12 protein-coding genes are annotated in these 13,786 nt (G+C 68.3%); 8 read left to right on the top strand and 4 right to left on the bottom strand.

Features of this window, described 5'->3' with window-relative positions; all coding sequences use genetic code 11:
- Both GVY39_RS26020 and GVY39_RS26025 read left to right on the top strand, forming a co-directional pair.
- Nucleotides 1-897 (top strand): glycosyltransferase family 2 protein, encoded by an 897-nt coding sequence (locus tag GVY39_RS26020; RefSeq protein WP_159928964.1) that lies wholly within the window; start codon nt 1-3, stop codon nt 895-897.
- Between the two features lie 284 nt (nt 898-1,181).
- Entirely contained in the window at nt 1,182-2,645 is a 1,464-nt protein-coding gene (locus GVY39_RS26025) for an MDR family MFS transporter (protein WP_159928962.1), read from the top strand.
- A 240-nt stretch (nt 2,646-2,885) separates the two neighbouring features.
- On the opposite strand, the gene GVY39_RS26030 is transcribed toward GVY39_RS26025, so the two are convergent.
- On the bottom strand, nt 2,886-3,281 hold the full coding sequence (locus tag GVY39_RS26030; protein ID WP_159928960.1) for a DUF6010 family protein: 396 nt from the start codon (nt 3,279-3,281) through the stop codon (nt 2,886-2,888).
- A gap of 247 nt (nt 3,282-3,528) precedes the next feature.
- Here GVY39_RS26030 and GVY39_RS26035 point away from each other — a divergent pair, with 247 nt between their 5' ends.
- Complete coding sequence (locus GVY39_RS26035; protein ID WP_159928958.1) at nt 3,529-3,780, top strand: CsbD family protein; 252 nt, start codon at nt 3,529-3,531, stop codon at nt 3,778-3,780.
- 178 nt (nt 3,781-3,958) lie between these two features.
- Here the strand turns inward: GVY39_RS26035 and GVY39_RS26040 are convergent, their stop codons facing one another.
- Nucleotides 3,959-5,149: a lipase family protein gene (locus GVY39_RS26040; protein WP_159928956.1), complete on the bottom strand. Its 1,191-nt coding sequence runs from the start codon at nt 5,147-5,149 to the stop codon at nt 3,959-3,961.
- Between the two features lie 196 nt (nt 5,150-5,345).
- Here GVY39_RS26040 and GVY39_RS26045 point away from each other — a divergent pair, with 196 nt between their 5' ends.
- Nucleotides 5,346-6,347 (top strand): YdcF family protein, encoded by a 1,002-nt coding sequence (locus tag GVY39_RS26045; RefSeq protein WP_159928954.1) that lies wholly within the window; start codon nt 5,346-5,348, stop codon nt 6,345-6,347.
- A gap of 2 nt (nt 6,348-6,349) precedes the next feature.
- Here GVY39_RS26045 and GVY39_RS26050 read toward each other — a convergent pair whose 3' ends face one another.
- Complete coding sequence (locus GVY39_RS26050) at nt 6,350-7,096, bottom strand: glucose 1-dehydrogenase (protein WP_159928952.1); 747 nt, start codon at nt 7,094-7,096, stop codon at nt 6,350-6,352.
- Nucleotides 7,097-7,307: 211 nt separating this feature from the next.
- Here GVY39_RS26050 and GVY39_RS26055 point away from each other — a divergent pair, with 211 nt between their 5' ends.
- Nucleotides 7,308-8,204, top strand: a complete 897-nt coding sequence (locus tag GVY39_RS26055; protein ID WP_159928950.1) for an alpha/beta fold hydrolase — start codon at nt 7,308-7,310, stop codon at nt 8,202-8,204.
- A 55-nt stretch (nt 8,205-8,259) separates the two neighbouring features.
- On the opposite strand, the gene GVY39_RS26060 is transcribed toward GVY39_RS26055, so the two are convergent.
- The gene (locus GVY39_RS26060) at nt 8,260-9,651 is read right to left on the bottom strand and encodes a wax ester/triacylglycerol synthase family O-acyltransferase (protein ID WP_159928948.1); all 1,392 of its coding nucleotides are present in this window, start codon (nt 9,649-9,651) and stop codon (nt 8,260-8,262) included.
- A gap of 195 nt (nt 9,652-9,846) precedes the next feature.
- Between GVY39_RS26060 and GVY39_RS26065 the strand changes: the two genes are divergently transcribed.
- The 3 genes from GVY39_RS26065 to GVY39_RS26075 are packed head-to-tail and all read left to right on the top strand — an operon-like array spanning nt 9,847 to nt 13,658.
- Nucleotides 9,847-10,749: a metal-dependent hydrolase gene (locus tag GVY39_RS26065; protein WP_159928945.1), complete on the top strand. Its 903-nt coding sequence runs from the start codon at nt 9,847-9,849 to the stop codon at nt 10,747-10,749.
- Complete coding sequence (locus GVY39_RS26070; RefSeq protein WP_159928943.1) at nt 10,746-11,849, top strand: PDR/VanB family oxidoreductase; 1,104 nt, start codon at nt 10,746-10,748, stop codon at nt 11,847-11,849. The genes GVY39_RS26065 and GVY39_RS26070 overlap by 4 nt, the downstream gene beginning before the upstream one ends.
- Before the next feature lie 30 nt (nt 11,850-11,879).
- On the top strand, nt 11,880-13,658 hold the full coding sequence (locus tag GVY39_RS26075; protein ID WP_159928941.1) for an SDR family oxidoreductase: 1,779 nt from the start codon (nt 11,880-11,882) through the stop codon (nt 13,656-13,658).
- Nucleotides 13,659-13,786 lie beyond the last annotated feature (128 nt).

The raw sequence follows: 13,786 nt of genomic DNA on the forward strand, positions 1-13,786 counted from the left end.
ATGGCCACGGAACGAATGACGGTTGTCGTCATCACTCGCGACCGGCGCGATCAACTGTTGGAAACGCTCGCGCACATGACCGCGCTCCCCGACGCGGCGCCGATCATCCTCGTGGACAACGGGTCGACGGACGGCACGGCCGAGGCGGTCGCCGCGACCTTCCCCGCCGTCGACCTCATCCGCTCGCCGGAGAACCTGGGTGCGGTGGCCAGGAACATCGCGGTCGAGCGGGTGGTCACGCCGTATGTGGCCTTCTGCGACGACGACACCCGATGGCAGCCGGGCGCCTTGACCCGCGCCGCCGACCTGCTCGACCAGTATTCCGGCCTGGCTTCGGTGACCGGACGATGCCTGGTCGCGCCCGACCTGCACGAGGACCCGATCACCCCCGAACTGCGCGATTCACCGATCTGTGGGCCCGACTGGCTGCCGGGGCCCGCTCTGCTCGGTGTGATGGCGGCGCTGTCCGCCTTCCGGGTCAGTGCGTTCGAACAAGTCGGCGGCTTCTCCCCGCGGTTGTGGTTCGGCGGCGAAGAGGAACTGCTCGCACTCGACCTCGCGGCGCACGGCTGGTGGATGTGCTGGATCGAGGACATGCTGATCCATCACGAGCCCTCACCCGCACGTGATTCGACCCTTCGCCGGCGGCTCGGTATCCGGAACACCCTGTGGACGTTGTGGCTGCGCCGCCCGGTGCGAAGCGCCGCCCGGCGGACCGCCGTGGTGCTCGACTCGGCCCCGGCAGACCTGACGACGGCCGCGGCCGTCCTCGAGGCGGTGTGTGGACTGCCCTGGGTGCTCCGCGAACGAGAAGTTCTGCCGCCGCGCGTGGAGGAGGGCCTGGTCTTGCTGGAAGAATCCCAGCGCCGTTCCGTCGCCCGCCGTTACGTGGGCTGACGGGTACGACCACCGCATCGGTGCCCGGAGGGGTTGTGACCAGCCTCACTGTTGATTGCGGCAGCTCGGGGGAACCCCTGTTGACCAGCTGTTCCGATGCGGACGCGCAGGGCATCGGCGGGAGAATTCGGTGGTTTGTGTCGGTGCCGGCCGGAATACTGACCCGCGCCCGATGAGTTCGAGCAGCTGAAGCCGTCTCGACCACTGTGGCGCCGGGACGCGATTCGGTGACTCGGCGACGGGCCACGTATTCCAGCAACCGCCAACGTTTCCGGAGGTATCCGATGTCCGCCGAACCATCCGCTCCAGCCTCGGGAGGACGGACACCGATTGTCATCCGGGTGTTGGTGCTCGCGACGTTCGTGGTGATCCTGAACGAGACCATCATGATCAACGCGATCCCGCGGCTGATGGGAGACCTCTCGATCACCGACCGGGCGGCGCAATGGGTGTCGACGGCGTTCATGCTGACGATGGCGGCGGTCATCCCGACCACCGGCTGGTTCCTGCAGCGTGTGACCACTCGTCAGGCTTACGCCGCGGCGATGGCCGTCTTCCTGGCAGGTACCGCGCTGTCGGCCGTCGCGCCGTCGTTCGCGGTGCTGCTGCTCGGCCGGATCATCCAAGCCTTCGGCACCGCGGTGATGATGCCGCTGCTGATGACCACGCTGATGACGGTGGTGCCCGAGCACGATCGCGGCAGGGTGATGGGCAATGTCACCTTGGCCATTTCGGTGGCGCCGGCCATGGGGCCGGTGATCTCCGGAGCGGTGCTGCAGATCGGTTCGTGGCGTTGGCTTTTCGTGCTGGTGCTGCCGATCGCGGGCGTGATCACCTGGCTGGGTCTGCGCCAGCTGGAGAACGTCGGTGAACCGCAGGCCGGGCAGATCGACCCGATCGGCGTGGCACTGGCCGCGCTCGGCTTCGGTGGGCTGGTGTTCGGGCTCAGCCGGTTCGAGAGCGGCCACCTCACCACCCCGGCGCTGATCGTCGCCGCGGGCTCGGCGCTCATCGCCGCGTTCGTGTGGCGTCAGTTGCGCCTGCAGCGCACCGGCACTCCGCTGCTGGACCTGCGGGTCCTGCTGTCGGGCACCTACACCAAGGCGCTGGTGCTGATGTCGGTCGCGTTCATGGCGATGCTCGGCTCGATGATCCTGCTGCCGTTGTACCTGCAGAACCTGCGTGGCCTGAGCCCGTTGGCCACCGGTTTGCTGGTGATGCCGGGCGGGTTGGCGATGGGTCTGCTCGGCCCGACGGTCGGTCGCCTGTTCGACCGGTTCGGCGGACGTTCGCTGGTGATTCCCGGTTCGGTCGGCATCGCCGCCTCGCTGGCGGGCTTCACGCAGATCTCGATGACCATGCCGTACTGGCAGCTGCTGGCCCTGCACATCCTGCTCATGGTGTCGCTGGCCGCGGCCTTCACCCCGGTCTTCACCCTCGGTCTCGGCGCTCTGCCGCAGCACCTGTACTCGCACGGCAGCTCCATGCTGGGCACCTTGCAGCAGGTCGCCGCGGCTTTCGGCACCGCCCTGGTGGTGACGGTGATGTCGGCGCGCAGCACCACGCTGGTTGCCGATGGCGTCGACGCCGTCACCGCCCAGCTCGACGGCATGCGTTTGGCCTTCCTCGTCTCCGCCGCCTTGGCGCTGATCGTGATCGTCATGGCGGTGCTGTTGCCGAGCCGGGCCGCCGCCCCCGTGGAAGCCGAGGAACCGGAGACCGCGACGCCCGAGCTGGTCAAGGGCTGAACAAGGTTCGGCACCACCGAGCCCGGCCGCATCGCGCGGATTCCGGGGTCGTTGCCACAACGCCGTTCGACTGGCTTCCGCCAGGAACTCGGCTGAGCGCTCGGCTGGTCTTTCCAGCCGAGCGTTTCGCGTAGGCGGCAATCGTGCGCGGTGACTTCGTTCGCATGTTCGGGAGGGACGGTGCCGGTCGGTAGACCTCCGCGGAGGCGATCGCTTCGACGCGCGAGGTGGTGACCACGCTCACGCCGTCGCGGGCCGGCCACGGAAAGAGAAGAGCGAGCGTCCGCCGTAAAGGCACCACACGGCGATGACAGGGTCGCAGATGGCGCAGCCGAGGGACGAGTCGTGGGCGAACGGGATGATGGGGTTGCCCTCGAAGTGGTGCAGTAGATCCCAAGCGGTGTGCACGAGCCACGCGATCCCGATGAAGGTCCAGGACTCCAATCCGCGGTAGGCGCAATACGTGACGACGGCGGTGAAAGCGAATTCCCAGCCGCCGAATCCACCGCCGCTGAGGTAAGCGGCGCCCGCGCCCGCGACCATGACGGCATTGAAACGGCGGCGCTGGGGCTCGGGGATGGCCGACATCGCCAGCGCGTAGAGGACGCCGATCAGCACCGGCGCGACATACACCATCTTTCGCTGATCTCCTTGTGTGACAGCCCCTTCGGGATTCGAACCTATCCAGCCGATCGATGGCCTCCCAGAGGCATTCATGCCAGGTTCCACCGGGAATTCGCCAACCACCAGTGGTTCTTCTCGGGTTCCGAAAGGGGTGTCTGGGAGTACGAAGACGACCGGTGGTCGCGGTCACAGGCCGATTGAGGGCGGCATGGGCGGGTATGCGGCGGATGTCAGCCGACTAGTGAATGGGAGGTATGCGATGCCGGACCATCAGACCGGACCGCGAGAAGCTGTCGAGGGTGTCGTCGAGGACGTCAAGGGGAAGGCGAAGGAAGCCGCCGGCGTCATCACCGGTGACCAGGACCTGAAGAAAGAGGGTCGCGCGCAGCAGGACAAGGCCGAATCCCAGCGGGACGCGGCGCGCAAGGAAGCCGAGGCCGAAAAGGCCCGGGCGGAAGCGGATCTCGATGAGGCGCGCCAGAACGCGTACGAGAGCGGGAAGGACGTCTAGTTCCCGGTGCGGAATTCGATGCGGCGGTGGGGCGCAACGCCCCCTTCCCGGTCGGCGACGAATCGTCGCCGACCGGGCCGCCGACCACTCCGCGGAGGAAGAGCTCGCGGTCAGCGGCGCGCACCCGGTGCCGAGCACAAGGTGAGATCCGCTCATCGCGACGACAAAGCGCGCTCGCTCAGCAGTTGCTAGGTGCGGGCACACCCTTGAAGCGCGCTTCCAGCCAGGCCAGAGCCGACGGCATCCCGAGCACCGCGGCGGACAAATGGTCTGGGCTGAGGAACTTCTCGTATTGGGCTTGCACGCCCGCCTCACAGTAGCGTCGGAGCGTGTGGTCGACCGACTCCACCGGAATCAGCGCGTCGTGCTGTGCGCGCCACTGGAATACCGGCATGGCCGGGATATCGGCGGAGAGTTCCAGACTGTTCTCCTCGAGCACGCCGCGCGCGCGCTGATCGCTGGCGAGCGAGTTCGATGCCGCGACGTCCACGATGGCGCGACCGGCGCCGACCAGCAGGATCTCGTTGGTGCAACTGTCGGCGATCCGGTCCCGGACCGACAATCCGACCGAGTTCAGGTGTTCGCTCACCGGCAATCGCGCCGGGTACTCCCGCTCCAATCCGATGGCGGCCGCGAAGGCGAGCCCGAACGCCGCGTGCGGCGCGTAGCCGATGCCCTCGATCATCTTGACCAGGTTCGTCGGCACCCCGCCCGCGGCGACGCCGACGAGCGGCAGTTCCGGCGCGTAGGTCGGCGCGAGCGCCGCCGCCCACGCGCTCGCCATGCCTCCGCCGGAGTAGCCGAGCATGGCGACCGGGCTGTCGGCCAATCCGAGTTCGGCGACCCGCCGTGCGGCGCGGATGCCGTCCAGGGTGATCATGCCGCCGAGTTTCGCCGCGCCGTAGGCGCTGGTCGGCCCGAGATGGTCGGGGAGAGCGACGGACCAGCCGCGCAGCAGCAGAGCGTTGAGGGCGGGCGCTTCCCGCACCTCCAGACTCGGGTCGCTGGTGTAGAGCACGCGGGACACCGCGCACCGGGTGCCGAGTCCGTTGATGATGTGCTGATAGGACAGCAGCGGCCCACCGGGGGCGGGATTCGGCGGGGTCAGCACGGTGGTGGTGGCCGCGATCGGCTCGCCCGCGGAGTTGGTCGAGCGGAACTTGATCATCGTGACCGTCGCGCCGGGGAAGGCGAGTAGGCCGGGCATCGTCCGTACCGCGAGGACGTCGCCGGGTGCGGCGCGGTCCAAGCCGGCCGGAGTGGCGTAGAACGGATCGGGATCAGGTGCGGGATAGATCGGTTGAGCTGTGGCCTGCGGTGTGATCGCACAGAGCGCGGCCGCGGCGGTGGCGATGACCAATCGAAGCATGGCTTTCGGCGACTCCCATTCATCACGACGTGCTGTTTCGTAACGCTGGTGTGCTGAAGTCTTATGCTCCGAAGACCGGTCGCTGCGACCGATGTCCGGACCTGGACACTCTAGGGGACGATCGGAAAAAGCCGAGGTAGCCGCGCCGCTCAGGGACGGCGGGGCGCTCTGCTCGCTCGTCGGCTACCGTGGCCCGGTGCTTCTGCTGGTCGTCGGCGTGGTCCTGCTCGGTGTGTTCGCGGTGCGATTCTGCAGGGACCGCAGGCGGCTGGGGCACGGTGTGTATCTGCTACTCGGGACGGCGTTCGTCGGCGCGTGGGCGGTCGACCGGCTTGCCGACGACGATCTTCCGGTGGTGCTCGCGCCACTGCTCGTGCTCTTGTCGCCGCTGTTGGTGCTGGTGCTCGCCGGGCTGTTGATCGCCAACGGCGCGCAATTGGTGCGCCGTGAGGGGTGGCGTATCCCGAACCTGCTGCCGTTCGGGCTCGGCATCGCGCTCTTGGCGCCGTATGTCGTACTGGCTCTCGCCCTCTCGACCGAGAACTTCTGGTTCGTGGTCCTGCTGGCCTCGCTGACTACCGCGATCGGCTACATCGGGTTCCTGTTCGCGGCGTTTCTGCTGTACACGCTCTGCTACGGCCTGCTGCCCTATCGCCGCGGGATGGAGGCGATCGTCGTGCACGGCGCCGGGTTGGTCGAGGGCGACGTGCCGCCGCTGTTGGCCGCGCGCCTGGATCGGGCGCTCGAGGTCTACGGCGGCGAGGCAGAGCGGGGGCGCGCCCCGCTGCTGATCGTCAGCGGAGGTAGAGGATCCGACGAGGAGGTCTCCGAGGCGTCGGCGATGGCGGAGTACCTGATCGACCACGGCGTGCCGGAATACCAGGTGGTGCTGGAGGATCGGTCGGGCACCACCGAGGAGAACCTGCTCTTCACCAAGCGGCTGCTCGGCGAACGCGGCGCGGCCGCGCGAATGGTGTTGGTGACAAGCAACTTCCACATCCTGCGCACGGCGATCCTGGCACGCCGCCTGGACCTCGATGCCGAGGTGACGGGTGCCGAGACCGCTTTCTACTACCTGCCGAGCGCGTTCCTGCGCGAGTTCGCCGCGCTGTTGGTGGCCTACAAATGGACCAACGTGGTAGCGGGTGTTGCCCTGGTTTCGCTTCCGGCGCTCGCCCTGCTCGCCACCCGGGGCTGAACTCAGCCGCCGAAGCTCTTGTGCGGAACGCCCACGGTCAGGCCGCCGTCGATGACGAACTCCGCTCCGGTGGAGTACGACGATTCGTCGCTGGCCAGGAACGTCACCAGGGCGGAGACCTCGGCCGGGTCGGCGGCGCGGCCGAGCGGGATCTGCAGGAAGTCCTCGGGGATGTTCTCCGTCATCGGGGTCCGGATCAGGCCGGGGTGCACGGAATTCACCCGGATCTTGTACTGCGCCAGCTCGAGCGCGGTGGACTTGGTCAGCCCGCGCACGGCGAATTTGGTGGCCGTGTAGCCGTGCAGGCCCGGGCTGCCGCGCATGCCCTCGACGGAGGAGATGTTGATGATCGAGCCGCCGCCCGCCTCGATCATGGCGGGCGTGGCGGCCTGCATGCCGAGGAACGTGCCGGTCAGGTTGATGTCGATGATGCGCTGCCATTCGGCCAGCTCGAACGCGACGAGCAGGTTGCCGTTCACGATGCCTGCGTTGTTCACCAGGACGCTCAGCGACCCGAACCGCCCGACCGCCTCGCCGACGGCTTTGCGCCAGTCGTCCGGCTCGCGCACATCGAGGTGGACGTAGGCGGCGTTGTCGCCGAGTTCCGCGGCGACCGCGGCGCCCTCGTCGTCGAGCACGTCGCCCAGCACGACTCGCGCGTCCTCGGCGATCAGCGCCCTGGCGTGCGCCGCGCCCATGCCGCGCGCTCCGCCGCTGATCAACGCCACCTTGCCGGTCAACCGCCCCATGCGGGGTACCTCCGTCTCTCGAACCTTGCCTGCAACACGTTACAGAAGTGCACCCCTGTAAGCGCCCATGCCATCCTGTGGCGGCGGATAGTTTCATGATGCGTTGCCGTACCCGACCGGCGTCTGCGCCCTCTGGTTCGCGGCATGTGTCATGATCGTATAGAACGTGTTCTAATTATTGTCCTCCGTGTGACCACCCGGGAGGTGCGCCATGACGGACCCCGGCCGAAGTGTGACGCGGTTCGGCGGACGTTTCCGGGTGCCGGATATCGCCGAGGTGCCCGGCGGCCGCCTGATCGAGCTGGCGGGTCGGGGCCGGACCTACGTGGTCGACATCCCCGGCCCGCCGAACGCACCCGCGCTGGTGCTCCTGCACGCCACCGCCTGCACCGCGTACCTCACCTGGTTCCCGTCGCTGGCGGCGCTGGCGCGGCGGTACCGCGTGATCCTGTTCGACCAGCGGTGGCACGGCCGTGGCATCCGCTCCGAGCGGTTCACCCTGGAGGACTGCGCCGACGACGTGGCGGCCGTGCTCGACGCGCTGCACGTCGAGCGGGCCATGTGCGCGGGGTTCTCGCTGGGGGGAATCGTGAGCCTGCTGGCCGGACGCCGCCATCCGGAGCGAGTGAGCGGTCTGGTGCTCTGCGCGACGCCCTATCGGTTCCGGGAGAAATGGCGCGAGCACGCTTTCCACCGAACGTTCGGCGCTCTCGCCGCCGCGGTGCAGCCGTATTTCTACCGCCGTGCCGAGAAGCTCGCGGGCGGTCTGCCCGAGCTTCCGGAGATCACATGGACGCCTGGGCGACTGAACCGCTGGGCACTCGGCGAGTTCCGCAGCACCAGCGGATGGGCGCTCACCCAGGTTCTCGCCGTGGTGGGGCGCTTCGACGCGACCGCGTGGCTGCGGGAATTGACGATGCCGACGGCCGTGGTGGTCACCACCCGGGACCGGGCTGTTCCCGTCTATCGGCAAGTGGAGATGGCGACCATGATCCCGGAGACGAGTATGCACCTGGTCGCGGCCGGGCACGCGTCGTGCGTGCTCGAGGCCGACCGGTTCGTGCCCGTGCTGCTCGAAGCCTGCGAGACCGTCGCCGCGAAGATCTGAATCGCCCGGCTGGGGCGGCCCTGTCCGGCGGCGGTGGCGAACAGGGTGGCGGCACTCAGCCGGATTTCCGCGCCGCGGAAAGCAATTCGTCGACCACGCCCGCGACGGCGTCGGCGAGCCCGGCGATGTCGGGCACGAGTTCCTTGCAGGCGATGAAGCCGAAATTGAGCTTGTCGTTGTTCGACAGCACGGTCACTGTCAGGCCCGCTCCGTGGAACACCGGCCCGAACGGGTACATCCCGTCGACCCGGACACCGAGGAAGTACAGCGGCATCGGCGGGCCGGGCACATTGGACACCACGAGGTTGTGTACCACCGGGTGCATCTCGGCCAGCTTGAGTGAGGAGTACATCCGTGCCGCGAGCCGGAAGGTGTTCGGCGGGGCGTACTTCGACCAATCCTGCAGGAAGTCCGCACCCATCGCTTCGTGCTCTTCCTTGGCGCCCCGATTGTTCTCTGCCACCTCACGCAGGCGTTCCACCGGGTCGGCGACGTCGGTGCCGAGCCGCGCGAAAAGCGTGGACACCTTGTTCACCCCCGCCGTGTGCCGGGTCGACTCGTGTACCGACACCGGAACCGACGCGATGAGCGAGCGGTCGGGCAACTCGTCGCGCTCCGCCAGATAGGCGCGCAACGCGCCGGCGACCACGGTGAGCACCACGTCGTTCACCTTGACGCCGAACGCGGAGCGGATCTCCTTGATGGCGTCCAGTTCGGCGTCGGTGAACGCGACCGCGCGGTGCGGCGTGATGGCGAGATTGAACGGCGTGCGGGGAGCGGAGAACGGTATCGCCATGCCCGCCTTGTTCTCGCGGCGGCGCTGCGCGAATCCGGCGACCACGCCGACCGTCTTCGGCAGCATGCCGACGATGCCCGCTCTGGTCGGGAACTTCACCACCGCTTCGGCCAGCAGTTGCCAGTCGCTGGGTTTGTGTTCGGGCCGCCACTCGTCGTCGGGCACGGTCTTCGTGACTCCCGGCTCCGGATCGCACAGGTGCATCATCAGGTTGGCGCCGGTGATCCCGTCGACGGCGGCGTGGTGGTATTTGCAGATCACCGCCACCTTTCCATCGTCGAGACCCTCCACCACGGACATCTCCCAGAGCGCGCGGTCGCGATCCATGGGACGGCCGGCGATGTCGCCGACGAGTTCGGCGAGTTCGCGGCGCCCGGCCGGCGCCGCGATAGCGATCCGGCGGACGTGGTAGTCGAGATCGAAGTTCTCGTCCTCCACCCAGACGGGATGGTCGAGGTTCAGCGGCACCTCGTACACGCGGCGGCGCATCTGCGGAATGAGCGGTAGTCGCCGGGCTAGTTCGGCTTTGAATTTCTCGAACGAGTAGTCACCCGACGACGGGTCGAGGATCAGCAGCGCGCAGACGTGCAGGTGCTGGGTCCCGGTTTCCAAGTAGAGAAAGCTGGCATCCAATCCGGTCAATCGTTCCATAGCCAAAGACTACTAGAACACGTTCTAGTTTTGTGCCGGAAACGGCCGGTGTGGCCACTGTCGCGAGTCGTGTCACCGTACAGCGGGCTGCGACCGATTTGTGTGTTACTGAAAGTTCTATATATGTGTATGATCCTTGCTACGGACGTGTAGGAATCGCGCGAGGGTGCGACGCGTGAGGATCGAGGAGTACCGATGCAGTTACTTCGCAGGGCAGGCCGACGGCCCGAGACCGACCCCGGCGCGGTGGCGCTGCACGCCCGCAACGTGCGATTCGATTGGGCGGGCACGCCGCTGCGCTGGATGCCCGCCGAGCCCATCGCCTCGCACCTGATCAACGCGCTGAACCTGCTGCTGCCCGAGGGTGAGCGCATGTTCTGCGCCACGTACACGGAGGCGCTGCCGTACGTGCGGGACGAGAAGCTGCGTGAGGCGATGCTCGGATTCATCGGCCAGGAATCGATGCATGCCGAGACGCACGACAAGGTGCTGCACGAGGTGCTCGCCGTGCACGGCATCGATCCGCAGCCCTATCTGCGTCAGGCCGAGTACCTGTTCCGCCGGACGCTCGGGCCGAGGGAGATCGGCGGCGTCGCCGAACGGCAGGTGATGATCGAGCGGCTGGCCTTCATCGCGTGCCTGGAGCACTTCTTCGCCTACCTGGGCGACTGGATACTCAACGCGGATCTGGAGCGATTCGGCGCCGACCCGCGGATGGCGGATCTGTTCCGGTGGCACGGTGCGGAGGAGGTCGAGCACCGGCACGTCGCACACGACGTGGCGGTGTACTTCGGCGCCGGATACCTGCGGCGCGCGGGATTGATGCTGCTGGTATTCCCGATCTTCCTGACCTTGGTGGTGCGCGGCGCCAAGTTCATGGTGCACCAGGACCACGAACTGCCCGACCTGGGTTATCCCCGGCTGCTGGCGCGGGTCCTGGGCGCGATGTGGCGCGGCGCGTTGCCCGGCGTCCCCTCGCTGCTGTGGAGTGCGGTGAGCACGTTCAAGCCCGGATACGACCCGGAGACGGTGGGGTCCACCGCGCAGGCGGTGGCATATCTGGCCAAATCTCCGGCGGCGCAGGCGATCGCCTCGTGAGGCCGCCCGTTCCTGGTCGGCTGCCCGCGGACCTGTTCGGCAAGCGCGATCGCGATCGCACCGTGCGGGTGCTCGACGCGGTGGCCTCGGCGCGACTGCGCTGGACCACCCTGGTCAACCGGCGGTATCCGCGTACGAGAGTGGACGACCGGCGGCTCGCGCTGGTGGTCACCGAGCGGCGGATCGAGGCGCACGATCAGGACGTGGTGAGCCTGCGGCTGGCCGCCGCCGACGGGCGCGCGCTGCCGCCCTGGCGGCCCGGCGCCCACCTCGACCTTGAGCTGCCTTCCGGCCGCCTGCGGCAGTACTCGTTGTGCGGCGATCCCGCGGACGTGCGCGCCTACCGGGTGGCGGTGCGGCGCATCCCCGATGGCGACGGTGGTTCGGTAGAAGTGCACGACCACCTCCCGGTGGGGTCGCCGATCGTGGTGCGCGGCCCGCGCAACGCGTTCCCGTTCGCCGTGCCGGGCTACGGATCCGCCGCTTCCCGCCTGCACTTCGTCGCGGGCGGCATCGGGATCACGCCGATCCTGCCCATGGCCAGGCTGGCGCACCGGCTCGGGGTCGAGTGGTCGATGGTGTACACCGGGCGCAGCCGGGACGCTTTGCCGTTCCTGGACGAGCTCGCGGGCTTCGGCGGCCGCGTCGTCGTGCGCACCGACGACGAGCACGGGCTTCCGGACGCAGGCGCGCTGCTGCCCGCCGTCGAGCCCGACACCGCGGTCTACTGCTGCGGCCCCGCGCCGATGGTCACCGTCATCGCCGAGGCCGTGCGCGCGACGCCGTACGTGGAACTGCACTCCGAGCGGTTCTCGCCGCCGCCGATCGTGGACGGCGAGCCGTTCGAGATCCAATTCTCCTCCACGGGGGAGGTCGTCGAAGTCGGCGCGGATCGCACCGCGCTCGACGTCATCCTCGCGTCCCGGCCCGACCGTGCGTACTCGTGCAGGCAGGGCTTCTGCCGCACCTGCAAGGTCCGCGTGCTGGCAGGCGAACCCGACCACCGCGACAGCGTGCTCACCGACGCCGAACACGAGGCGGGCGAGATGCTCGTCTGCGTCTCGCGCGCCCAGGGCGGGCGCCTCGTGCTCGATCTGTGACCCGACCTTACGCTGCCAAGGAGAATCCCGATGACCACCACCGAAACCTCAGCGCTCGCGGCTACCGAACGAACCGTGCGCAGCGGCGAATTCGATATCGCCGTATACGAGTACGGCGACCCGTCCGCGGAAACCATCGTGCTGGTGCACGGCTGGCCGGACACCCATCACCTCTGGGACGCGGTCGTGCCGCTGCTGGCCCGCCGCTTCCACGTCGTCGCCTACGACACCCGCGGGCATGGGCGCTCCACCCGCACCCGGCGCACGGCCGACTTCCGGCTCGATCGCCTCGCCGCGGACTTCTACGCCGTCGCCGACGCGGTGAGCCCGGACCGCCCGGTGCACGTGCTCGCCCACGACTGGGGTTCGGTGCAGGTGTGGGAAGCGGTGTGCGAGCCTCGTGCGGCCACCCGGGCCGCGTCGTTCACCTCGGTGTCGGGGCCGAACCTCGACCACGTCGGCAAATGGATCCGCCATCGGCTGTCGCGTCCGACGCCGCGCAACGTGTGGCAGCCGTTCACTCAACTGCTGTCGTCGGCCTACACCTTCTTCTTCATGACACCCGGGCTGCCGCGCGCCGCCTTCGGCCTGCTGGGCACCGAAAACGTTTGGCGGCGAGTCGTCTCGATCATGAACGAGACCGCGCCGTCGAACGTGCGTCTCGGTCCCACCTTCCGCGCCGACCTCGTCGACGGCCTGCTGATCTACCGCGCGAACATCGTGCGGCGCGTGCTCGCCCCACGCGAACGGCACACCGAGGTGCCGGTGCAGCTGATCGTCGCCGGGCGCGACATCGCCGTACGTCCCGCGGGATTCGACGACGAACACAAGTGGACCGAGCGGCTCTGGCGGCGAGACGTACCCGCCGGGCACTGGATGCCGTTCTCGCATCCGGAGCTGCTGGCCACCGCGACCACGGAGCTGATCGACACGCTGGGCGGCGCGGCAGCGCCCCGGACCTTGCGCCGCGCCGAAGCGGGCCGCACCGCACGGTCGTTCGAAGATCAGCTGGTGGTCATCACCGGTGGCGGCAGCGGCATCGGCCGTGCGACCGCGCTTGCCTTGGCCCGTCGCGGCGCGGAGATCGTGGTCTCCGACATCGATCCGGCGGCGGCGAAGGAGACCGCCGAGCTGATCGCCGCCGAACACGGTGTGGCGCACGCCTACCCACTCGACGTCGCCGACGAAGACGAGATGCGGGCGCACGCCGCGACGGTGCTGGAGAACCACGGCGTCCCCGACATCCTGATCAACAACGCCGGGATCGGACAAGCCGGTGCATTCTTCGAGACCTCGGCGGCCGACTTCGACCGGGTGCTGCGGATCAACCTCGGCGGTGTGGTGAACGGCTGCCGTGCCTTCGGGCCCGCCATGGCCGAGCGGGGCCTCGGCGGGCACATCGTGAACCTCTCCAGCATGGCGGCCTACAGTCCGCAGCAGGGATTCAGCGCGTATTCCACCAGCAAGTCGGCGGTGTTCATGTTCTCCGACTGCGTACGCGCCGAATTGGCGGCTCGCGGGATCTCGGTGCACACCATCTGCCCGGGCATCGTGCACACCGATATCGTGGCGCGCACCCGGTTCTCGGGCCTCAGCGCGGAGGAGGAGAAGCGCAAACAGGAGCGCTACGACAACCTCTACCGGATGCGGCGTTACGGCCCGGAGAAGGTGGCCGAGCAGATCGTGCGCGCCCTACAGCGGAATCGCAGCATCGTGCCGGTGACGCCGGAGGCACACCTGCAGTACCACTTCGGTCGGCTCGCGCCCGCCGCCGTCCGGTTCCTGGCGGCGCGGGTGAAGCTGACCTAGTTGTTCTGCCCAGGGAGGTTGGTCGAGGTTTTGTGACGACACGCTGTAGGTGATCGTTGAATGGCGAAGGTCTCCTGTCGTGGAGTGGGAGTTGCTGAGACAACCACTGCAACGAACAGGAGACCTTC

Source organism: Nocardia sp. CY15, from assembly GCF_009829295.1.
Lineage (GTDB): Bacteria > Actinomycetota > Actinomycetes > Mycobacteriales > Mycobacteriaceae > Nocardia > Nocardia sputi.

Bases quoted from the DNA above. Each gene is read 5' to 3' on its own strand.
- GVY39_RS26020 (WP_159928964.1), top strand. From the start codon at position 1: ATGGCCACGGAACGAATGACGGTTGTCGTCATCACTCGCGACCGGCGC.
- GVY39_RS26025 (WP_159928962.1), top strand. From the start codon at position 1,182: ATGTCCGCCGAACCATCCGCTCCAGCCTCGGGAGGACGGACACCGATT.
- GVY39_RS26030 (WP_159928960.1), bottom strand. From the start codon at position 3,281: ATGGTGTATGTCGCGCCGGTGCTGATCGGCGTCCTCTACGCGCTGGCG.
- GVY39_RS26035 (WP_159928958.1), top strand. From the start codon at position 3,529: ATGCCGGACCATCAGACCGGACCGCGAGAAGCTGTCGAGGGTGTCGTC.
- GVY39_RS26040 (WP_159928956.1), bottom strand. From the start codon at position 5,149: ATGCTTCGATTGGTCATCGCCACCGCCGCGGCCGCGCTCTGTGCGATC.
- GVY39_RS26050 (WP_159928952.1), bottom strand. From the start codon at position 7,096: ATGGGGCGGTTGACCGGCAAGGTGGCGTTGATCAGCGGCGGAGCGCGC.
- GVY39_RS26055 (WP_159928950.1), top strand. From the start codon at position 7,308: ATGACGGACCCCGGCCGAAGTGTGACGCGGTTCGGCGGACGTTTCCGG.
- GVY39_RS26060 (WP_159928948.1), bottom strand. From the start codon at position 9,651: ATGGAACGATTGACCGGATTGGATGCCAGCTTTCTCTACTTGGAAACC.
- GVY39_RS26065 (WP_159928945.1), top strand. From the start codon at position 9,847: ATGCAGTTACTTCGCAGGGCAGGCCGACGGCCCGAGACCGACCCCGGC.
- GVY39_RS26075 (WP_159928941.1), top strand. From the start codon at position 11,880: ATGACCACCACCGAAACCTCAGCGCTCGCGGCTACCGAACGAACCGTG.